The organism is Peribacillus sp. AS_2, assembly GCF_026891895.1.
Lineage (GTDB): Bacteria > Bacillota > Bacilli > Bacillales > DSM-1321 > Peribacillus > Peribacillus frigoritolerans.
The window spans coordinates 17,722-38,353 of record NZ_JAPTGA010000018.1 but is presented as its reverse complement, the minus strand read 5'-3'; the positions used below and the strand labels follow the sequence as shown (position 1 = coordinate 38,353).

Below are 20,632 nucleotides of genomic sequence, written 5' to 3'. Positions count from 1 at the left end.
TTATTAAAAGCAGCCCTTCTAAAATCTTCGGTTACATAACAAAACCTGTAACAAATTGGACAAAAAAGACTTCCCCTTTTGGAAAAGTCCAATAGCCAATTTCATTTGTTATTCCTCCCTTATTCGATATCCTTGTTCCCCATATCCAATCTATATTCCATTATCTCCATCAACCCGCTTCTGCCTTCCTTCTGAATGCCTGTATCCTGAAACCCCGATTTCGCATAAAGCGTTTTTGCGTTCACGTTCATCACGTCCACAGCCAGAATGATCGAATCCTTGTTTGGAAAAATCCCTTTTGCGAATTCCGGAAGGATTTGCAAGGCTTTCTTTCCAATCCCTTTTCCCTGATGTTTTTGATCAACAAGGAATCCCCGGAGTAAAATCGCTTTTTTATCGCTGGTGAAAGGGTCGGTGTTTTCGCCAATGTGTAAAACGAAAAAGCCAACTGGGATACCATCGGCCAATATTACGAAAGGGTGCCTATCGCAATCTTCCCGGCAATATTTCAGTGACTCTTCCGGCAGAGCTGAAAAAGGAGTTTGTGTATTCGGTAAATAAAACTGGGAAAGCTGGTGAAGGTGTTCCGGTATATAAGCCATTAAAGTTATGGTCTCGATTTCCTTTTCCATTAAGCACACTCTCTTTCATCAATTATTGAATACAATAATGATTCGATGCCCTGTCCGATATTCCCTTCACAAACCGGAAGGAGCACTGTCGATATATTCGACAGTGCTCCTTCTGTATAATCAATGTGTATTTTCATTGATAGTGAGTGCTTCCCGTAAATTGATTTGCTGGCGGAGTATGTTGGCAACATCACGGGAGATTTGTCGTTTTTCAAACATATCCTGCACTTCGTCCCGTTCTGCCTGGATCGCTTTATAGAACAGCTCCCTTTCATACTCAACCATTTTACTCGGGGTACTTCCTCTGTTCTCACGTTTGCATTTTAAAATCAACACTTTATACTCGTCTATGATCATCGAGGATGTCTTATGATTATCGGCTGTAATTCCGGCCTGTATCTCTTGGATGGCGGCTTTATACATCCTGATTTTAAGATCCCTGACCTTTTCCAATCTCTTAAGATTGATTTTTCTTATTTCACTTTTATTAGGGAAAAATAATTTTAAAACCCTCAGCATACTTCTCCTGAACAGCGTTACTGACCTAAAAAAACGGAACTTCAGTCGATTTGTTACGGCACCTTCCATACGCTGGATATATTCCTTGCATATATACGCCGTCTCCCGGTCCACCTTTTCATCCTTAATGAGTTTATCAAGGAATCTTTGCTCTGCTTCAAGGGCTTTGAAGCGAAGATCCTTCTCTTCTTCCCTTAATGCGGCCGGTTCTTTCTCCTGTTCTACATAGGACAGTTCATTGATCTTGGTACAATACCTGGATATGATCGACAAAGCCGCTTCCCGGTTTTCATCTGTCATTTGGGACTCAATCACCCGTATAGCGGCTTGATGTGAGTGGATGGCAGCAGCTTTCGTTTTGTCAGCCTGCTTATCCACCACTTCCTCTTCTTCCGACCGTGCCACGATTGGCAGAAATACACTCGCAACAATCAGTGTCAGCAATATGACACCTGCTGCAATGAAAATGATTAATGAACGCTCAGGAAAAGGACTTCCATCTGCCAACACATATGGAATCGAGAACGAACCCGCTAACGTTACAGCTCCGCGAACTCCGGAAATGGTAATGATCCCGGCCGCTTTGAAGTCCGGTTTTTGGGCTCCCGCTTTTTTCGTCATCCAGCCAATCGACCAGGCAGCCGTTAGCCAAATGAATCGTAAAGCGAAAAGGAAAAGTGTAATGATCACGATATAAAGGATCACTTGTCCATTATTGAAGGCTGGATCTTGAAAGATCGTTTTCGCAACGCTTGGGATTTGCAAGCCAAGCAAAACGAATACAAGACCATTCAATACATATAAAATGACGGACCATGTACTCTTTGAAACGACTTGAAGTTCCACTGTTGGTGAAATTTCCCGATCTCGTTCAATGGCATGGACAATTCCCCCAGCCACGACTGCCAAAATCCCAGAAAGGTGGAAATGTTCCACAGCGAGGAAAATAATAAAAGGAGTCAGGATTTGGATAAGCATATGCATCGTGACATCTTCCATCCCTAAACGGCGAAGAAATACACGAAGCCTGATAATGATGAAAGCTAGTATCGCTCCACCTACAAACCCACCAATTGCAATCCATATGAAACTGAAGGTTGCGTCGACTAAGGAGAAAACACCAGTGACTGTAGCTGCAACGGCAAACTTAAAGGCAACTAAACCTGAGGCATCATTCATCAGCCCTTCGCCTTCAAGAAGGTGCATGATGCTCTTCGGCAATTTGACACGACTCGCCAAAGCGCTTACTGCCACTACATCCGTAGGTGACAGAATGGCCGCCAAAGCGAATGCTGCAGGCAATGGTATCGAAGGGATCATCCAATTAATTAAATACCCGCCTGCCCAAACCGTTATGAATACGAGGCCCAGTGCAAGCATCAGAATGGGTGCTCTCAACTTCCATAGTGCTGTTCGGGGTACATTTTTGCCATCATTGAACAATAGGGGTGCGATGAATAATAGCAAAAATAATTCCGTCTCCATCTCAACATGCATGCCCAGGGGTAAAAGTGCCAATATGACACCGAGTGATATTTGTATTAATGGTACAGGTATAAAGGGTATAAAATGGTTAATTACATTAGACACTCCTATCAATATAAGAAGGGCTAATATAACAAGAAAAAACTCCATACGAACATCAAACTTCCTCTCTCATCTATAATCATAAATATAAGCGTAACATATTTATACCCAGTCAATCATGCATTAACTATTCTAACCTGGAATCCTTCTGAATAATGATACCTTTTATAAAATGCGAAGGAGCTTACGTTGTGTACGATGAACACCCGCAAAGAAAAAAGCTGATTGGCTAAACCATGATCAGCTTTCCCCACATGTTGAAAGAAATGGGAACTAAACGACTCATTTAGTTCCCGGGACGAATAGACGAAGATGTTTATGCAGTACATTTGCCTGGAAAGGAAGAAGAATGCCTTCATCGCCATCGATATTGACTGCAAGTTCCTCTGACGTGGTTAAATGGAGCTTGGATGTTTTAATATATTCGACTTCGTCATTCCCCATGATCTCCCCCCTGATCAAACTGGGAATGATCTTGACGATGAGAGGAAGAGATAAATCCTTAATGATGAATGTGTGCAGCTTTCCATCATTCACTTCCGCCTCTGGTGCAAGTTGTTCAAAACCGCCGACAGAGTTAGTCATGGTTGCAATCAGTAAATGAGCCTCCCCCATCCACTTCCCGTGATCATGTTCAACCGTTAAAGGAAACGGAGTCTTTTTAATGATCGCTTTTGCTCCTTCAATGAAATATGCAAAAGACCCAAGACGGGTTTTTTGTTCAACGGAAACATTATAGGTGGCCTCCGCGATTGCCCCTACCGCCAACACATTCATGAAGTAACGGTCATTGATCTTCCCTATGTCCGATTCCTTAATATGCATATCCTTCAATATCTCGATGGCTGCATTGGGATTCAGTGGTATTCCCAAAGACCTGGCGAAATCATTGATGGTTCCTAGTGGAATGATCCCGAAGATAGGTCGATGCTGCTGCTCGCCCAAGCCATTCACTATCTCGTTCACCGTTCCATCACCACCCATGGAAATGACAGCATCGAATCTTTCTGCACAGGCCTCCTTTGCAAAACCCGTCGCATCCCCCTCTCCTTCCGTTTTACGAACGCATACCTCATCAAAAAGTTCCCCTAGTGCCTTTTCCGCTTTCGGCAAAATCTTCCCTGCCTTTTCCTTGCCTGAAGATGGATTGACGATAATCATCGCTTTCGACATATACTACCTCCCATTATTGTACTTCTACTAGCAAGTTACCTCTTTACTGAAGTATTAAAACCATCCAGACAGGAACTTACATATAAATCGCTGCCGTTTGGATTTTGCTGACATTTTGGAACAAGTTCTTTTATGTTACATCGACTGTGAAACAGGCATTCAATGATCACCCAACCTCCTGTTTCCCATCTGTTATATTAATGCCCCACTCAACACATTGAAAATTGTTTGTCCGTTTCACTCCCTGATTGTTTTTTCGTTTTATAAAAAGCATTATTTCTTTCATTTCCTACTTGACGTGGAGAAAAATAAAAAAATATACAGATGATAAATCCCTTTCCAATAGGGTTTTCACACTATGGGTGAAAAAAATTTCAAATTTTCTGTAAAATACCTATACATTTTCCAGATTCGGGTATATACTGTATTATAACAACAAGCAAACAACAAAAACTGTACTATAAAGAGGGGGAGCGAGACATGCAAGCAAATCAATCAGATTTAGTCATAATCGATTCATTTAAACATTGCCCGGAATGTGGTGAAACACATGTGGACCATTCAAATTCCTATCTGATGGAATGCGATCGCTGCCTTTCCAAACGTGAAGAATAAAGCGACCGGAAAATATATCTAACATTAAAAGGAGGAAATCATCATGCAAATGAAAAAATCCATTGAGTTTTTTAACAATATCCCTGCTAAACATTGCCCTGAGTGCGGTGACCATATTATCGAGCATGCTGAATCCTACTTAATGGAATGTGACCGCTGCCTTTCCAGACGCGAAGACTGATTAAACCAAAATCAAAAAGGAGGAACCATCATGCAAACTATAAATCCACTGGAATTCTTCAGGACACTGCCGCCTAAACAATGTACGGAGTGCGGAACCCATATCACTGAACAAGCTGAATCTTACTTGATGGAATGTGACCACTGCCTTTCCAAACGCGAAGACTGAAACCAAATCATAAGGAGGAATCATCATGCAAACCAAAAACCCACTGGAATTCTTCAGGACACTGCCGCCTAAACAATGTACGGAGTGCGGAACTCATATCACTGAACAAGCTGAATCTTACTTGATGGAATGTGACCACTGCCTTTCCAAACGCGAAGACTGATTAAACCGAATCATAAGGAGGAATCATCATGCAAACCAAAAATCCATTGGAATTCTTCAGGACACTGCCGCCTAAACAATGTACGGAATGCGGGAGCCATATCATTGAACAAGCTGAATCCTACCTCTTGGAATGTGACCGCTGCCTTTCCAAAAAAGATGAATATTAATAAAAGATGCTGACATCAAGGACCTATATAGGCCATGTTGATGTCAGCATTAACCTTGTTATCTGCCTCCCTTCCTTGAATTCAAAAAAGGATGTCCCCTGGACACCCTTCAGTCTTACTATCTTTTCATCTCCCAATATATTTATCTACATACTTCCCGCTGATCTTCCTGCTGCTGTATTGTAAGAAGTCCAATGCAAAAATCATGAATTCAAGGCCCAGACGCTTATCGGAGCGCATAAAATCAGAACCTAGCAGTTTCTCCAATTTTTCAAGCCTATGATATAACGTTTGCCGGACAATGAATAATTGTTTTGATGTTTCCTGTTTAGAACCGTTACAGGCAAGGTATGTCTTCAGGGTAGGCATTAGCTCTCCATTGTTTTGCTTGTCGTATTCAATGACAGGACCTAAATATTCATATACCGTTTCCTCCAGATTGCCATGTTTATTTATGAGTGAAATCATGCGATGCATATGTAAGTCCTGATAAAAGAAGCTCCTGTCATCCTCTGGCAATGTATCCTGAAGCAGCAACGTTTCTCGGGCCGTTTCATAACTCTTATAAATCTCACTTAACCTTTGAACATGCTTACCAAAACCAATGGAAAGCAGCCCCATACGATTACGCCCGCTTACATCCATTTTCATGATTCGATCCAGCGCGCTTGTAACCCTTGATTTCCAATCTTCGGATGAACGATTATCACCTAAAATAAAAACAAGATGTTGTTGTATTTCCATGGAAAATATCTGAAAGCCGTACTGTTCAAAAACAGTTCTAAACATTATCTTAAAATAGGTTCCATCTAATTTTGCGGAATTTTTATTATACTTTGGGTGTTGTTTGCAAATGCAGACAATTCCGCCATCCAACTGCATTTTTGGATCAATATAGGAAAGCCTCTCCCGGATCGCTTCGTCACTATATTCACCTTCAATCCAATTTGTAAGCCATATACTTTCTTCCGACATTTTCTTTTCTTCTATATACAACTCCCTTAATAGATGCTGTGCCAATGCGGTAGCCGTTCGATCCAAGATCAATGAATCAAAATCAGTCAACTCCCTGCCGTTGCTGCAAATGAGCAGTTCAGCATAATTTTCGCCAAGCACTTGAATCGGCTGTCCAAGAACGGTTTTATCCAACTTCCGCTTCTCTTCATATATGTCCGCTACCATTTGATAGGTTGATTTTTTCTTTATTTTTGGAATACTGGCTATTTCATTTTCATTAAAGATAAGAATAACCTGTACATGTAAATAGCTGTGGAGAAATTTTAGAATTGGTTCATAATGGTCAATTTCGAGGAGATTTTTATTTAACTGCTGTGAGTAGTTTTCTAAGTTGGAGATCATCTGATATTGTTTATTGATGATAAGGGAATGTATATCCTGCGTGATTTCCACGAAAGGGACTTCTTCATGAAATAGGATGATAGGGAATTGCCGTTCATTTGCGAGATCGATGGCACATTGCGGCACTGCCATGGTGTTGGCGCCCATCTCTATACAGAGTCCAGCTGCATCGCATTCTATTAACTGTCTTAAGTAGGATAGAAATGTGTCATCGCAGTCTTTCCACCCTAAACCGGTAGTCAGTATCAGTTCGTTTCCATTTAACAAATGGCTGATTTGGGTGACTTCCATGCAGTGGACCCACTTCACTTGACGCTTTATCCCACTGCTTCCTGCAATTATATCCGTCAGATTAAAATGCTTGCGTGTTAGAATTTCCTCGATTGTAATCGATGTATTCATCCAGCCACATCCTTTTATAAAACCGCTTTAAAATCTATTATAAACGGACAACCCTTAAATCTCCAGACACTTGTCAGAAAATCTAACGTCAAAATTCTACAAAAAACTCGAACAAAAAGGACCCATTCGTGAGGAATAGGCCCGGTCCATGACTATTTCAATTCAATTTTTTTTTAAAAAGCAATGTAGAGAAGTATTTCCTTCCTTCCGGGGTTTTGATGTTCAATTGCTTCCATTCCTGCTTCGTTCCTTCAATCAGTTCAAAATCGAGAAAGGCTCCACTTAAACTTTCGGAAACCCGGGTGATTCGATATCCTCTTTCAAGCAAAAAATCGATTTGTTCCCTTTCTAAGCGATACTCTTGATATTCGGACATTTACATTCCCCCTTTTTCAAACGTTCTCCTTGCCGGTCGAAGCCGTAAAAACCATCTCTTCCTCAAGTTCTGGACCTTTTCCGATTATCCAATCCCTTCCAACTGAAATGCCTAAATATTTCTCATCGCTCGGATCGATGATTTCAGCTTGTTCATATCGCTTGAACCACCAATACTTAGCCAATATAAAATAACTAGCACCGCCGAGAAGGAAACCGATAATAAACGAATAATTCGAAAAAATCGTGGCACCGATTCCTCCAATCACCCAAGAAATGATTCCTGCCCAATTCACTCCATTCAAGTACTTATACTGGCCTTCACTTTCATAGAGTTCTTGTACATTGACTCTCCGTTTACGAAGGAAATAGTAATCCGCTACCAGGATGCCGACAATGGACGCCAGGATTCCACCTATTATTAATAAAACTTCTATGATGATGCCGAACAGGCTCCATGGCTGAACTACTATCCCAATAACCCCCGCTACAACGACTCCCGCCCAAAATGGCATTTTAGGACCCATGACATTGGAGAAAATGGTAGCTGCGGGAATGACATTGGCCGTAGTATTCGTCGACCATTGAGCAAATACGATCATGATCAAAAGGACGCCGAGGGCAATTCCACTTGCTGATCCCTGTATGGCAACTACAGGGTCATAATTGGAAACAGCCATATAAGAAACCGCTCCGATAATCACCATGAACGTCTGGGTGATGGGATAGGTGATAATATTCCCAATTATTTGCCCCTTATTGCGTTTGAACCAATTTTTTTCATTTTTTGGTGCCTTTATATAGCGGGAAAGCGTCGGCATATCTGCAGTCAATGTGCCCCAAAATCCCATATTTGCCATAATGACGACCATGAAAGCCGTTGCGGCGGCCCCGCCAGTGACCGGACTTTCAATCCAGGACCATACCTCCCTTCCTTGGGCCACAGCCTGATCGGATAGGGTGAAATACATCCATCCAGAAATTAGAATGATGACGGGCGCCGCCAAGTCGGCGAATCGTTCAATCGACTTTATTCCCATTGCCGTGTTGACTAATTGTAAAACGGCAAAAATGAGGAAGCAGATAAACCAATTATCAAAGTCAAAAAGAGTTGTAAAGATAGCGTTCATTGCAGTGGCTCCAAAGTAAGTATTGAGGCCGAACCAGCATGACGCTACAAAACCGCGCACAACCGAAGGGATGTGGGTGCCAATCGTACCGAACGGCGCCCTCATATAGACTGGAAATGATATTCCATGTTCAACACCGATATCCCCTGTCATTGTCATCAAAAAGCCGAGAACCACACAGGCAATGACCGTTGCAAGAACGACCCAGCCTAAGGATAAACTTTGAACACCGTTCCCACCGATCGCGAAGGCAGCCAATACTACAGCCATGCCCACCCAAATGAAACCAAATCCGGCTGCACTTATGTTTTTCTCACTATGAGGTATAGGCAGCAAATCGGGAGACTTTAAATAATCTTTCTTCTCACTCATAAAAATCCCCCTAATTTAATTTGCAAGATTCCTTACCGAAGTCAGACTGTAAGCTTCTTCCCGGTATCCGGCTTCAACGCCGAATTATATTTTGCCCGTTTCAAGAATTGTCCTTTTCCAGCTTCGCCCACAAATTGTTTGTCTTTAATGACGAATTGACCTCTCGATAAAACGGAAACCGGCTCACCCGTAATTTCCATACCCTCAAACGCATTATAATCCACCGCCATGTGATGAGTATCTGCAGAAATGGCCCTTTCAACCTTCGGGTCAAAAATGACAATATCAGCATCCGAGCCTACGGCAATCGTCCCTTTCTTAGGGAATAATCCAAATAGTTTGGCAGCACGTGTAGAGGTCATGTCGACGAATTGATTCAAGGTAATGCGCTCTTTCATGACCCCTTCAGAAAAGAGGATACTCATGCGGTCCTCTATCGTTGGGCCGCCGTTCGGTATTTTCGTGAAATCTTCACGTCCAAGTTCCTTCTGTCCCTTAAAGTCAAAAGAGCATTGATCGGAGCCGATCGTTTGCAGCTGCCCCGTTTTCAAAGCATTCCATAGCACTTCCTGGTTTTTCTTCTCCCTTAACGGCGGGGACCATACATACTTAGATCCTTCAAAATGGGGCTTTTCAAGATAAGACTGGTCAAGAACCAAATATTGCGGACAAGTCTCACCCCAAATATCCACCCCTTTATTCCTTGCCTCAGTGATCTTTTCAACCGCATCTTCACAGGTGACATGAACGACATAGAGCTGGCCATTTGCCATTTCCGTCAGTTTAGCTGCACGTCCAGTTGCTTCCCCTTCAAGCTCCGGAGGTCTTGTTAATGCATGGTAAATTGGATCGGTGTTCCCTTCGGCAAGGGCCTGCTTTGTAAGATAATCGATGACATCACCATTTTCAGCATGAACCATAACAAGTGCGCCAAGTTCCTTTGCTTGCAACAAAGTGCGGTATAGCGTGGCATCATCAGCTTGAAAAACATTCTTGTAAGCCATGAATACTTTAAAGGACGAAATCCCTTCATTATCGATGATACTTGGCAACTCAGCCAATACTTCATCATTAATCTCACTGATCATTAAATGAAAACCATAATCTATGGCCGCCTTTTCATTGGCCTTTTCATGCCATGTTTCAATTGCTTTCTTTAAAGGCACCCCTTTTTCGGTCAGGCAAAAATCGATGATCGTTGTCGTGCCTCCATATGCAGCAGCGATTGTACCTGTTTCATAATCATCCTTTGTCGTTGTCCCGCCAAACGGCATATCGAGATGGGTATGCGGATCTATGCCCCCCGGAAAAATATATGCGCCTTTTGCATCAATGATTTCAGCCCCCTCAGCCGACAGGTCCTTGCCAATCATTGCAATCTTCTCATTTTCAATCAATATATCCGCTTGATACGTATCTGCAGCCGTTGCAATCGTTCCATTTTTAATGATTTTCTTCATATTCGACCCCTCCATTATTTTACGAAATCAACACTTTCACTGCTTATGCCCCCAAGGAACGATTGGCGTTCATTCCACGTCATTGGCGGCAATTCATTTGTCAATTCGATCATATCAATCGCCCCATCGGCCGGACAGACGATCGAGCAAAGATTACAGCCTACGCAATCCTCTTCGCGCACTCTCAAGAATGAGCTGCCTGACGTGTCCTTTAACATATCTATACATTGATGCGATGTATCTTCACACGCAATATGGCATTTATTGCAGTTAATGCACACATCATTATTAATGCGCGCAACGACCTTATAATTAAGATCTAAGTTCCCCCAGTCGGAATAGCGCGGTACGGACTTACCGACAATATCCATCACGGAGGATATCCCTTTTTCATCAAGATAATTGGACAGTCCATCGATCAAGTCTTCAACTATTCTAAAACCGTGATGCATGGCAGCTGTGCAAATTTGCACTCCAGTCGAACCCATCAGCAAAAATTCCACCGTATCCTGCCAATTTGAAATGCCGCCAATTCCCGAAATGGGAACATTGATCATTTTATTCCTTGCACACTCTGCCACCATATTCAAAGCAATCGGCTTCACAGCTGGACCGCAATACCCTCCGTGAGCCCCCTTGCCGCCTACATGGGGAATCGTATTCCATGAATGGATATCCACTCCTGCCAAGCTGTTGATCGTATTGATCATGCTTATTGCATCCGCACCGCCGCGCACCGCCGCTTCAGCCGTAACCGTAATGTCGGTTATATTGGGTGTAAGCTTGACGATGACGGGCTTGGATGCAGCTTCCTTCGCCCAGTATGTTTGCTTTTCAACCAGTTCTGGAACCTGTCCCGAAGCAGCTCCCATCCCACGCTCAGCCATACCGTGCGGGCAGCCAAAGTTCAACTCGTAACCATCGACCCCTACATCTTCTATGCGCTTGATGATCTCATGCCACTTTTCCTGTTGTGGCTCCACCATCACCGATGCAATGATTGCATGATCAGGGAACCTCTTCTTCGTTTCATATATTTCCTTCAGATTCACTTCCAGCGGACGGTCCGTTATCAATTCTATATTGTTGAACCCGGCAACTCTTTGTCCATTAAAACTGACCGCTGCAAAACGTGATGAGACATTCAGGATGGGGTCACCCAATGTCTTCCAAACAGCTCCTCCCCAGCCAGCTTCAAATGCACGCTGAACTTGATAACCCGAATTAGTAGGTGGTGCTGAAGCAAGCCAAAAAGGATTGGGAGATTTAATACCTGCAAGATCAATTGATAAATCAGCCATGATAAGCCTCCTATTTTTCATAGTTATTTAAGCAATATCCACCGCTCCGCCCATCAAAATCGAATCAATTTCATAGGCTGTCTTTTTCCCTTGCTGGGCAGCTGAAACAACCATTGCCTCACCTTGGCCTTTTCCGAAGATCACGTCACCGCACGCAAAGATCTTTTCATTCGATGTCCTGTAGGAATCACCCTCCAATGTCACGACGCCATCATCATGTTGAATGCCGAACTGTTCAATCAATCCTACATACCTTGATTGGCCTATGGCACGAATGACGCCATCGACCGGAATGACGAACTCTGATCCGGAAATTTGGACTGGACGGCGCCGGCCATCTTCACCTGCCTCGCTAAGCACCATTTTTACGCACTCGATACCCGTTACCTGACCGCTTTCATCCGATAGGATCCTGGAGGGGGCAGTCAGCCAGTGAAAACCGACACCTTCTTGTTTGGCAAACTCATACTCAAAATCATAGGCAGTCATTTCCTTTTGGGTACGACGATAAATAATGCTCACCTGTTCGGCGCCCAGGCGAATAGAACAGGTCGCGGCGTCGATCGCCGTGTTTCCAGCCCCAATCACCGCCATCTTCTTCCCAATGAATTTATCAGTGATTGTCCCTGTTTTCGTTGCCTTTACGAAATCGATTGCATCATAAACTTCAGCTAAATCCTCCCCTTCAATCCCAAGCTTAGGAACATCGGACATGCCTATCGCTAAAATGACCGCATCATGGTCGGCAGTCAGCTGATTTGCGGAAACATCCACCCCGACCCGTGTATTCGTTTTAATATCAACATCCAAACTCTTTACTTGTTCGACTTCCCAATAAGAAATGCTCTGAGGTAAACGGAACGATACAATTCCGTAAGTATTTAATCCGCCTGGATTCTTTTCAGCTTCGAAAATGGTTACACTGTAGCCAAGCAAGGCTAACTCCCTTGCTGCAGACAAACCCGCCGGACCGCTTCCTACAATGGCAACTTTTTTGCCATTCTTCTTCCCGGCCTTGAATAGGGCTTGTTTATTTTGGATGGCCCAATCTGTGGAATAACGCTGGAGATTGCCGATCATGATCGGCTTTGTAGAATGGTTCAGGACACATGCCCCCTCACATAACTCTTCAGTCGGACATACCCGCGCACAGCTGGCACCGACAGGATTGGCCGTCATGATTGTCTTGGCCGACCCTTTAAAATTACCTGATGCTATCTTCTTGATAAAACCGGGAATATCTATTCCGGTCGGACAGGCTTGGATACATGGGGCATCATAGCAGTATAAACATCGATTCGATTCTTCCAAAGCTTCCCTTGGGGATAATCCCCTCTCCGCTTCCTGAAAGTTAATCTCTAGACCACCTTTTAACGGGCTTGTCATACTCATCCACTATTTCTCCTTCCAAACATTTATTTTTGAAAAATAAAAAGGGAGGAATTGCGTGCATTCTCTCTACTGTCCTCATATTTAAACGATTGAAAGCATTGCCAACATGGTTTACATCCATTTAATCACCTAACAAGTCATGGCGATTTCCCAGCCAAGAATCTCTCATTTTGTTTATTATTTTCTCTCTCATTCTCTCACTGGCCACGCCCGGTCCCTGTTTCCTTCAAAAAGCCCCCCCTACTAATCTTAAAAACTCAAATCCTGATGATAAATCAGAGAATTGAGTATTCTTTATTCTATAATGTTGAAAAGCAAGTTACATTATACAAAGTGTAAAGTATTCCCAGTCTCTAAATTTGCAATATGTAATATTCATGTTATATTTCCTAACAATAAGTGATAAGCCTCGTCATTTTTCTACATCCAAACTTACTTTTCATCATACTTACTGATATTTTTGGCTGATTTGATCCGATTACCTGCTTATCAACACTTTGTCCACATAAAAAAAAGCCCAGAAACAAAAATCTTGGTTTCCTGGGTCTTTTCACTTTTATCCACAACTTATTCACATATTATATGGCGTTATTCTCTTTGTTTTTGCGGAACAGAGGCTTTCCACCAAAAGTTATCCACATTAATGAATCGACTTTTCCACTTATCAACAAGCCATTAACAATTTATCAACAAGCAGGTTCATTCCGGACGTATAACGTATCGTTTATATTTCTCATAATCCGTTTTCTTGCACTCAAGCTTTATTCGGTATCCGATTGCCTCATATTCCGTTTCCGTTATGTGACCATTTTCATTGAAATAAGAAACCAGCTGCCCTTGATCAAATGGAATCAGCATTTCACAGTGGGTATAGTCGACAAAAATATGCTTACGAATTTGATTTATCAATTCCTCGATGCCAACTTTGTTTTTTGCTGACATATATACAGAGCCACGATTCACCTGAGGGATATCCAAATCGGTAAGGTCCGCTTTATTATACGCAAAGATCGTCGGAATCCCTTTAATGCCTATATCGTTTAAAGTCTTTTCCGTTATCTCTATTTGCTGCTCATGATTAGGATTGGAAAAATCGACAACATGGATCAACAGATCCGCTTCTACCACTTCTTCCAATGTGGATCGGAATGCCTTCACTAGATGATGCGGCAATTTAGACACAAATCCCACCGTATCCGTCAATAAGAACTCCTTTTTATCCGGCAGCGGAATGTTTCGGACGGACGTCTCAAGCGTAGCGAACAGCATATCTTTCTCCAACACCTGCTTTTCGGCAGTTGGATGGAACATCTCAATCAGTGCATTCATGATCGAAGATTTACCTGCATTGGTATAACCGACTAAGGATACGACAGGGATGGCATTCTTTTTCCGCTGTTTCCTCTGCGTTTGCCTGTGTGCAACAAGGTCTTCCAGTTCTTTATTCAAAACACTTATATTTTCCTCGATCCTCCTGCGGTCAAGCTCTAACTGCTTTTCACCTGCTCCTTTGTTTGTACCGACCCCGCCGCTCTGACGCCCTAGTGACTCCCTTAAACCAACGAGACGCGGGAGCATATACTGCAGCTTTGCCACTTCTACCTGAAGCTGTGCTTCCTTCGTTTTCGCCCGATGCGCAAAAATATCCAGAATCAAGATTGTCCGGTCAATCACCTTGCAATCCATGTCCCTCTCCAGATTACGAAGTTGCGAAGGGGAGAGCTGGTCATTAAAAATGACGACATTAGCTTCTTTATGCTCAACGAGATTTTTCACTTCCTCGATCTTCCCGGTACCGATAAAATGTGATGAGTTCACCCGATGCAAATTTTGTGTGATGGTCCCTGCAACCTCTACCTCACATGCTTCCGTTAAATTGGCCAATTCCTCCATCGAATACTCAAAATCCTTTGAACCGTTGAGATTGACTCCAACCAAAATTGCCCTCTGCTGTAATTCCATCATTTCAAATCCCTTCCGTACATACCTTACTCCCTATATTATACTTAAACAAACTGTCATGCTGCCTAAAAGCGAGCCACATTGTAGTATACCAGGCATCGCTTGCATAAAGGTTGCTGCCCTTAGCAAAGTGTTTTTATTGGACTTCCTTTTACTTTTAACAAAAAATATGACAACCGACTATTTTTTCAAAGTTTCACATGAAACAATTAGAAAGCTCAAAATAAAAGCTCCCTGGTGCACCTTAAGATGCACCAGGGAGCCCATATTATTCTATTCTTTTATTCTCAATAACCTAAGACTGTTCAATGTAACTAATAGCGTCGCACCCATGTCGGCAAAAATCGCCATCCAAAGTGTTAACCAGCCCGGCGCTATCAATAATAAGGCCAGGACTTTAATCACCAATGAAAACGTGATGTTCTGCTTAATGATTTTTAATGTTTTGCGGCTTAAGCGGATTGTATAAGGCAGCTTCGATAAGTCATCACCCATCAAGGCAATATCGGCTGTTTCAAGGGCTGTATCCGTGCCCGCCCCTCCCATTGCGATTCCTACCGTGGAAGCTGCCAAGGCCGGAGCATCATTGACACCATCGCCTACCATGGCCACTCGATCGTATTTTTGTTTCCATCGTTTGATGATGGTCAATTTATCATGCGGCAATAGCTCCGCCTCAATCTCATGAACGCCAGCTGCCGCTCCAATCGCTTTTGCCGTTCCGATATTATCGCCAGTCAGCATGATCGTTTTTTCAATCCCCAAAGCATGCAGTTTCCGAATGGCTTCCTTACTGCTTTCCCTTATTTCATCAGACACCGCGATGAGTGCATGGAGCTTCACTTGATCGCCAAGCACCATCACCGTTTTCCCTGTATTTTGATAGCCGCTGATTAATTTAAGCACATCATCAGAGAAAACGAAACCTGCCTCTTCCACAAAAAGGTGGGGTTTACCAATGTAATAGATTTCTTGATTGATTTTCCCTTTTATCCCTTTACCGGTGATTGCAGTAAAATCCTCTACCAATAAAGAATGATAGTCCACATCGTAGGTTTCCGCCTTTTGAAGAATGGCCGTGGCAAGGGGATGCTGTGATCTGCTTTCTAAAGCAGCGGCGATAGCCAGCACGTCCTGTTCATTCAACACATCAGATAACATTTTGAAATCGGTCACCTCAGGTACGCCCTTTGTTAAAGTACCCGTTTTATCAAACGCGATTGCCTTTAAGGCTCCCGCTTCCTCCAAATGGACCCCGCCTTTAATCAGCACACCATGTTTCGCAGCATTTCCGATTGCTGTCACGATGGCGATGGGCGTAGAAATGACCAAAGCACAAGGACAGCCGACAACCAGTACAGCCAATCCCCGATAAATCCATTCACTCCAATCCCCGTTCATCACGATCGGGGGTAATACCGCAATGCCCAGGGCAATGAGCATGATGGCCGGCGTATAAAATTTTGCGAATTTATCCACGAAGGCTTGGGAAGGAGCCTTTTCGGCCTGTGCTTCTTCAACAAGGTGGATGATTTTTGCAATCGTCGTATCCTCGACCCGCTTCGTGACCTCCACTTCGAGCAGCCCTTCACCATTTAGGGTTCCGGCAAATACTTCACCCTCAACCGTTTTAAAAACCGGCTCGGATTCACCAGTAATGGCTGCTTGATTAAGTGTCGAGGCGCCCTTCATGATCCGGCCATCCATTGCAAGCTTTTGACCTGGTTTAACGATCATGATGTCGCCCACTTCAACCTCATCAACAGCAACCATCATTTCATGATGCCCTCTAATGATCAAAGCTTCTTTAGGTGCGATGTTCATTAATGATTCGATGGAATTACGCGCCTTATCCATCGAATATTTTTCCAATGCTTCACTTATCGCAAATAGAATGACGACGGTCGCGCCCTCGCCCCATTCACCAAGCACGGCCGCCCCGATGATGGCAACCGTCATAAGGGTGTGCATATCAAAGCGAAGCCTTACAAGGTTTTTCAAACCATTGACAAATAATGAATATCCTCCAACTATGATTGCAGCCGCATAACCGATTACCGGCATGATGCTTCCATCAGCATATCGCTTATCCAATATCCAGCTGACCAGCAATATGATAACCGAAAACACCACTTTAATATTTTCTTTTTGCTTCCAAAATGGTTCCTTTTTAGTTGCCTGTTCCTGTTCACCGCGGATCTTCAGATTATCGAAAGCTCCCGCCTTTTCAATCTGTTCAATGGTCGCGCTGCCCTGTACCGAAATCTTCGAGGCGCCAAAGTTGATTTTGGCATCCTTTACACCCTCTAGTTCACGGACATTGTTCTCGAACTTCGCCGCACAATTCGTGCAGGATAGACCTTGGATACGATATGTTTTCATTAGGGATTCAGCCATCGACCCTTACCTCCTGCTGATGTTCTAATGCAATGAGAATCAATTGCTTAATATGGTGATCATCCAAAGAATAAAAAGCCAACTTACCTTCTTTTCGATATTTTACGATTGCATGTTTATAAAGGGTACGAAGATGATGTGACGTCGTCGCCATCGAAGCACCAATGATATTGGCCAGATCGCACACACACAATTCCTCGTCCGTACAGAGCGCATAAGCTATCTTCGCCCTATTTTCATCGCCTATAACCTTAAACAGCTTCGACATGCTGGATATATCCACCTGGGCCATTTCCCCTTGAATGCGATTGACCTTCACTTCATCATGCAGGTGAACATCACATATATCTTTCAGTTCCGTCATCTTCTCACACCTCTCATTCAAATCTTCGTTTGATTATAATATAACATAATTCCCTGAATATTCAAATCCATATTTGAATGTATAAGAATCTTTTCCCCTTCCCAAAGAAATTAATGAAAGTGCCCATATATTTTTATATGTGGGCCATCGTTTTTTTGTTTCCCCTTTTGCTAACAAAAAGGTCATGCCGCCCTCTTCCCTGATCTTCAAGCAAAAAAAGAAGGGACAAATTCCTTTACGCCCCTTCAATCAATGATTTCAGTAATTACCTATCGTACCTATCGTTACCTTGATACGTATAATATATTTAATTTAGTATTTTATAGAAAAACTATGATATACTTAGTCAAACCTTTTTAAGCGTTTTACTTTACTTGTACCATTTACCCTGCTTATCGTTTAGCAGGGTTTTTTGTTATGTATTTTCACAAAACAAAAAAAGACGGACCCTTTAAAAAGGATCCGTCTTTTTTTGTTATCGAAATTATGCTTTTTGAACGTTAGAAGCTTGAGGTCCGCGTTGACCTTGTTCTACTTCAAAAGTAACTTCTTGGCCTTCGTCTAAAGATTTGAAACCTTCGCTTTGGATAGCTGAGAAATGTACGAATACGTCGTCTCCGTTTTCGCGTTCGATGAATCCAAAACCTTTTTCTGCGTTAAACCATTTTACTTTACCTTGTTCCATTGTTGTTGCCTCCTAGTGCATCTAAGCACAATGTATTACTATCCTTGCTCTAAGTCATCATCGAAAACGAAAAGTAGTACTTTTAGTATCCTTAGTACCGAACAAAAATAATTAAGACTAAGCATAACATTAAATGGTAGCGATTGCAAATAGTTTGGGGAAACTTTTTTCCAGCAATTTTTAATACTCTCTAAATTCTATAAAAAAAAGCAGTAATGAAAGTGACTCTATCTATTACACATGAACTCTTACATACATACATTCATCCAAACAAAAACCTCTCGTTTACTAATTTAAAGAGGTTTCATAGTGTAGAAAAACTCGATATTTTCTACATTTTTTTGAGGGTGTGTAAAACGGAACGTTGATTTCCTCTCCGGGCGGTCCTCCTCGGCGCTCTTTCCCGCAGAAGTCTCATACCTTCCGTACCAATCAACTATGTTTAAAAACTCAGATAGAACTCATTTTGTCTCCAAAAACCTCCCGTAAACAAAATAAGAAAGGTCTTTGTAGCTGTTTACATCAAATATTTATTTTTCCGTAATGAACTTTTCCACCATTTCTTCTAAAATCGCCGATTCTTTTGCTAAATCTTCATTTTGTTCCTTCAATCCAGCCATTATGGTACTTTGTTGAATGGCAGCTGCCGAGATTTGCTCCGTTGTTGCGACTCCTTCTTCGGAAATCGCCGCAATTTCCTGTATGGATGCCAGGCTTTCATCCGAAGACTCATTGATTTTTTTCGAATGGGCGGCCAATTGTTCTGTGCCTTTCAGCAATTTCTCTACGGATTCGAATATCTTATTGAAAATCTCGCCATTGTTTTCCACTAAGGAAACACCATTAAGTATATCCTGAAAACTCTCATCATTATTTTGGATGACTTTGGCTGTTTGTTCATTAATCCGCATGATCGATTCTGAAATGATATCGATGGATTCATCGGTTTGCACAGCCAATTTTTGCACCTCTTGAGCGACTACGGCAAAACCTCTGCCAGCTTCACCCGCCCGTGCCGCTTCTATGGATGCATTCAGGGACAGCAGGTTCGTTTGGGATGCAATCACCCTTATTAAGCCAATCACTTCATTTATCTTCACTACATCCTCTTCCAGGCTCACCAAATTGGCTTTATTCGCTTGGCCGTTTTCCATGATTTTATCCATCTGGCTCGTTACATCTTGCACTTGTTTACTCCCTTGTTCAGCAAGTGTATTTGCATGCATCGTAAATTCATTCATTTCATTCGTTTGCTCGTTCATTAAACGGATCGTATCCGTTAAGTCACTGACCATATTGGAAATCCGGTCAATATGATGGGCACGTTCTTCCGAAGCCCTTGCTTCTTCCGTTGTCCCCGTCACTATCTGGCCATAGGATTCCACCATCTCTTCAAAGGATTGCTGAATGGAAACTGTCGTTTGATTCATCGTTTGGGCATGTTCACGGACATTCTGGATAATATGGGACAAACTTAATCTCATATCTTCGAATCCATTTGACAGATCGCCAATCTCATCCTCTCTGCCAACGGGTATCGATTTACTTAAGTCCCCTTTTGCCATTTCATTCGTGTAACCAACAAGTTCATTGACGGGTCCCGAAATCTTTTTCCCGATGACAACGGCGCATAGCACACCCAATATAACGGCACTTGCAAGAAATAAGATATTATAGAATATCATTGTGCTTTTCAATTCATCAATGAAGCTTGCATCCATATCGATTCCGACAATCGCGTCCGTTCCTTCGATTGGCGTAAAGTACGACTTATGTGTTCCCCACTTATCTTTATATATTTCACTCAAGACGTCTTCGCTTCGATTTATCGATTTTGCCTGTTCCGGCGTGAAGGGGGATTCCACCATATAGTCATCGCTGCCGCTCAAGGCTACAATCATGTCGGCATCATTCTCCCGCTTCAAAACATAAACATATTCAATTCCCTTTTTATCTTCAACAAAGGCATCCAGTTTCCGCTTAATCTCTTCGCCCCGTTCGGAAGCCTTGTTTATCAAAGTGGGATTGAGGCTCGCTGCTAAACTGTGGGCATTTTCAGAAAGGCGATCATCGAATTGCGGAAGGACATTCTCATTGATCATTTTATTAGTAATATAGGAAAAGCAAAGGCCCATGGCCCCTGCGAAAATCACGAAAGGAATAATGTAAAACAAGAATAGTTTTGCCAATAGAGATTTTTTAGGATTCAGCTTTGAAAATCTCATT

19 protein-coding genes are annotated in these 20,632 nt (G+C 42.6%); 5 read left to right on the top strand and 14 right to left on the bottom strand.

The window, feature by feature from the left end; translation table 11 throughout:
- Nucleotides 1–119 precede the first annotated feature (119 nt).
- From OTG27_RS23335 to OTG27_RS23325, 3 genes are all read right to left on the bottom strand, one after another.
- Nucleotides 120–632, bottom strand: coding sequence for a GNAT family N-acetyltransferase (locus OTG27_RS23335; RefSeq protein ID WP_268938283.1), 513 nt, complete (start codon nt 630–632; stop codon nt 120–122).
- Nucleotides 633–752: 120 nt separating this feature from the next.
- Complete coding sequence (locus OTG27_RS23330) at nt 753–2,786, bottom strand: Na+/H+ antiporter (protein WP_268938282.1); 2,034 nt, start codon at nt 2,784–2,786, stop codon at nt 753–755.
- Nucleotides 2,787–3,020: 234 nt separating this feature from the next.
- Complete coding sequence (locus OTG27_RS23325) at nt 3,021–3,911, bottom strand: diacylglycerol/lipid kinase family protein (protein WP_268938281.1); 891 nt, start codon at nt 3,909–3,911, stop codon at nt 3,021–3,023.
- 480 nt (nt 3,912–4,391) lie between these two features.
- Between OTG27_RS23325 and yhfH (OTG27_RS23320) the strand changes: the two genes are divergently transcribed.
- Genes yhfH (OTG27_RS23320) through yhfH (OTG27_RS23300) form a run of 5 tightly spaced genes read left to right on the top strand, consistent with a single transcriptional unit; the run spans nt 4,392 to nt 5,207 of the window.
- Entirely contained in the window at nt 4,392–4,526 is a 135-nt protein-coding gene (yhfH, locus tag OTG27_RS23320) for a protein YhfH (RefSeq protein WP_255294699.1), read from the top strand.
- A 43-nt stretch (nt 4,527–4,569) separates the two neighbouring features.
- Nucleotides 4,570–4,707, top strand: coding sequence for a protein YhfH (gene yhfH, locus OTG27_RS23315; protein WP_082162914.1), 138 nt, complete (start codon nt 4,570–4,572; stop codon nt 4,705–4,707).
- Between the two features lie 30 nt (nt 4,708–4,737).
- On the top strand, nt 4,738–4,875 hold the full coding sequence (yhfH, locus tag OTG27_RS23310) for a protein YhfH (protein ID WP_082196596.1): 138 nt from the start codon (nt 4,738–4,740) through the stop codon (nt 4,873–4,875).
- Nucleotides 4,876–4,900: 25 nt separating this feature from the next.
- Complete coding sequence (gene yhfH, locus OTG27_RS23305) at nt 4,901–5,038, top strand: protein YhfH (protein WP_134784280.1); 138 nt, start codon at nt 4,901–4,903, stop codon at nt 5,036–5,038.
- A gap of 28 nt (nt 5,039–5,066) precedes the next feature.
- Complete coding sequence (gene yhfH, locus OTG27_RS23300; protein ID WP_082854479.1) at nt 5,067–5,207, top strand: protein YhfH; 141 nt, start codon at nt 5,067–5,069, stop codon at nt 5,205–5,207.
- Nucleotides 5,208–5,333: 126 nt separating this feature from the next.
- Here the strand turns inward: yhfH (OTG27_RS23300) and OTG27_RS23295 are convergent, their stop codons facing one another.
- From OTG27_RS23295 to OTG27_RS23245, 11 genes are all read right to left on the bottom strand, one after another.
- A complete protein-coding gene (locus tag OTG27_RS23295) occupies nt 5,334–6,968 on the bottom strand; it encodes a PucR family transcriptional regulator (RefSeq protein WP_098866078.1) in 1,635 nt (544 codons plus the stop codon).
- Nucleotides 6,969–7,125: 157 nt separating this feature from the next.
- The gene (locus OTG27_RS23290; RefSeq protein WP_034304894.1) at nt 7,126–7,344 is read right to left on the bottom strand and encodes a hypothetical protein; all 219 of its coding nucleotides are present in this window, start codon (nt 7,342–7,344) and stop codon (nt 7,126–7,128) included.
- Nucleotides 7,345–7,360: 16 nt separating this feature from the next.
- The gene (locus tag OTG27_RS23285) at nt 7,361–8,845 is read right to left on the bottom strand and encodes an NCS1 family transporter (RefSeq protein WP_053537075.1); all 1,485 of its coding nucleotides are present in this window, start codon (nt 8,843–8,845) and stop codon (nt 7,361–7,363) included.
- A 41-nt stretch (nt 8,846–8,886) separates the two neighbouring features.
- Entirely contained in the window at nt 8,887–10,305 is a 1,419-nt protein-coding gene (hydA, locus tag OTG27_RS23280; protein ID WP_034304900.1) for a dihydropyrimidinase, read from the bottom strand.
- Nucleotides 10,306–10,319: 14 nt separating this feature from the next.
- A complete protein-coding gene (gene preA, locus OTG27_RS23275; protein WP_034304903.1) occupies nt 10,320–11,606 on the bottom strand; it encodes an NAD-dependent dihydropyrimidine dehydrogenase subunit PreA in 1,287 nt (428 codons plus the stop codon).
- A gap of 27 nt (nt 11,607–11,633) precedes the next feature.
- Nucleotides 11,634–12,992 (bottom strand): NAD(P)-dependent oxidoreductase, encoded by a 1,359-nt coding sequence (locus OTG27_RS23270; RefSeq protein ID WP_372464603.1) that lies wholly within the window; start codon nt 12,990–12,992, stop codon nt 11,634–11,636.
- A gap of 705 nt (nt 12,993–13,697) precedes the next feature.
- On the bottom strand, nt 13,698–14,963 hold the full coding sequence (gene hflX / locus OTG27_RS23265) for a GTPase HflX (protein ID WP_098866076.1): 1,266 nt from the start codon (nt 14,961–14,963) through the stop codon (nt 13,698–13,700).
- Nucleotides 14,964–15,233: 270 nt separating this feature from the next.
- Complete coding sequence (locus OTG27_RS23260; RefSeq protein WP_268938280.1) at nt 15,234–17,357, bottom strand: heavy metal translocating P-type ATPase; 2,124 nt, start codon at nt 17,355–17,357, stop codon at nt 15,234–15,236.
- The gene (locus tag OTG27_RS23255; protein ID WP_230134312.1) at nt 17,350–17,721 is read right to left on the bottom strand and encodes an ArsR/SmtB family transcription factor; all 372 of its coding nucleotides are present in this window, start codon (nt 17,719–17,721) and stop codon (nt 17,350–17,352) included. The genes OTG27_RS23260 and OTG27_RS23255 overlap by 8 nt, the downstream gene beginning before the upstream one ends.
- Nucleotides 17,722–18,205: 484 nt before the next feature.
- Nucleotides 18,206–18,406, bottom strand: a complete 201-nt coding sequence (locus OTG27_RS23250; RefSeq protein ID WP_034304915.1) for a cold-shock protein — start codon at nt 18,404–18,406, stop codon at nt 18,206–18,208.
- A gap of 530 nt (nt 18,407–18,936) precedes the next feature.
- Nucleotides 18,937–20,631, bottom strand: coding sequence for a methyl-accepting chemotaxis protein (locus tag OTG27_RS23245; protein WP_268938279.1), 1,695 nt, complete (start codon nt 20,629–20,631; stop codon nt 18,937–18,939).
- Nucleotide 20,632 lies beyond the last annotated feature (1 nt).

Bases quoted from the DNA above. Each gene is read 5' to 3' on its own strand.
- OTG27_RS23335 (WP_268938283.1), bottom strand. From the start codon at position 632: ATGGAAAAGGAAATCGAGACCATAACTTTAATGGCTTATATACCGGAA.
- OTG27_RS23330 (WP_268938282.1), bottom strand. From the start codon at position 2,786: ATGGAGTTTTTTCTTGTTATATTAGCCCTTCTTATATTGATAGGAGTG.
- OTG27_RS23325 (WP_268938281.1), bottom strand. From the start codon at position 3,911: ATGTCGAAAGCGATGATTATCGTCAATCCATCTTCAGGCAAGGAAAAG.
- yhfH (WP_255294699.1), top strand. From the start codon at position 4,392: ATGCAAGCAAATCAATCAGATTTAGTCATAATCGATTCATTTAAACAT.
- yhfH (WP_082162914.1), top strand. From the start codon at position 4,570: ATGCAAATGAAAAAATCCATTGAGTTTTTTAACAATATCCCTGCTAAA.
- yhfH (WP_082196596.1), top strand. From the start codon at position 4,738: ATGCAAACTATAAATCCACTGGAATTCTTCAGGACACTGCCGCCTAAA.
- yhfH (WP_134784280.1), top strand. From the start codon at position 4,901: ATGCAAACCAAAAACCCACTGGAATTCTTCAGGACACTGCCGCCTAAA.
- yhfH (WP_082854479.1), top strand. From the start codon at position 5,067: ATGCAAACCAAAAATCCATTGGAATTCTTCAGGACACTGCCGCCTAAA.
- OTG27_RS23295 (WP_098866078.1), bottom strand. From the start codon at position 6,968: ATGAATACATCGATTACAATCGAGGAAATTCTAACACGCAAGCATTTT.
- OTG27_RS23290 (WP_034304894.1), bottom strand. From the start codon at position 7,344: ATGTCCGAATATCAAGAGTATCGCTTAGAAAGGGAACAAATCGATTTT.
- OTG27_RS23285 (WP_053537075.1), bottom strand. From the start codon at position 8,845: ATGAGTGAGAAGAAAGATTATTTAAAGTCTCCCGATTTGCTGCCTATA.
- hydA (WP_034304900.1), bottom strand. From the start codon at position 10,305: ATGAAGAAAATCATTAAAAATGGAACGATTGCAACGGCTGCAGATACG.
- preA (WP_034304903.1), bottom strand. From the start codon at position 11,606: ATGGCTGATTTATCAATTGATCTTGCAGGTATTAAATCTCCCAATCCT.
- OTG27_RS23270 (WP_372464603.1), bottom strand. From the start codon at position 12,992: ATGACAAGCCCGTTAAAAGGTGGTCTAGAGATTAACTTTCAGGAAGCG.
- hflX (WP_098866076.1), bottom strand. From the start codon at position 14,963: ATGATGGAATTACAGCAGAGGGCAATTTTGGTTGGAGTCAATCTCAAC.
- OTG27_RS23260 (WP_268938280.1), bottom strand. From the start codon at position 17,357: ATGGCTGAATCCCTAATGAAAACATATCGTATCCAAGGTCTATCCTGC.
- OTG27_RS23255 (WP_230134312.1), bottom strand. From the start codon at position 17,721: ATGACGGAACTGAAAGATATATGTGATGTTCACCTGCATGATGAAGTG.
- OTG27_RS23250 (WP_034304915.1), bottom strand. From the start codon at position 18,406: ATGGAACAAGGTAAAGTAAAATGGTTTAACGCAGAAAAAGGTTTTGGA.
- OTG27_RS23245 (WP_268938279.1), bottom strand. From the start codon at position 20,631: ATGAGATTTTCAAAGCTGAATCCTAAAAAATCTCTATTGGCAAAACTA.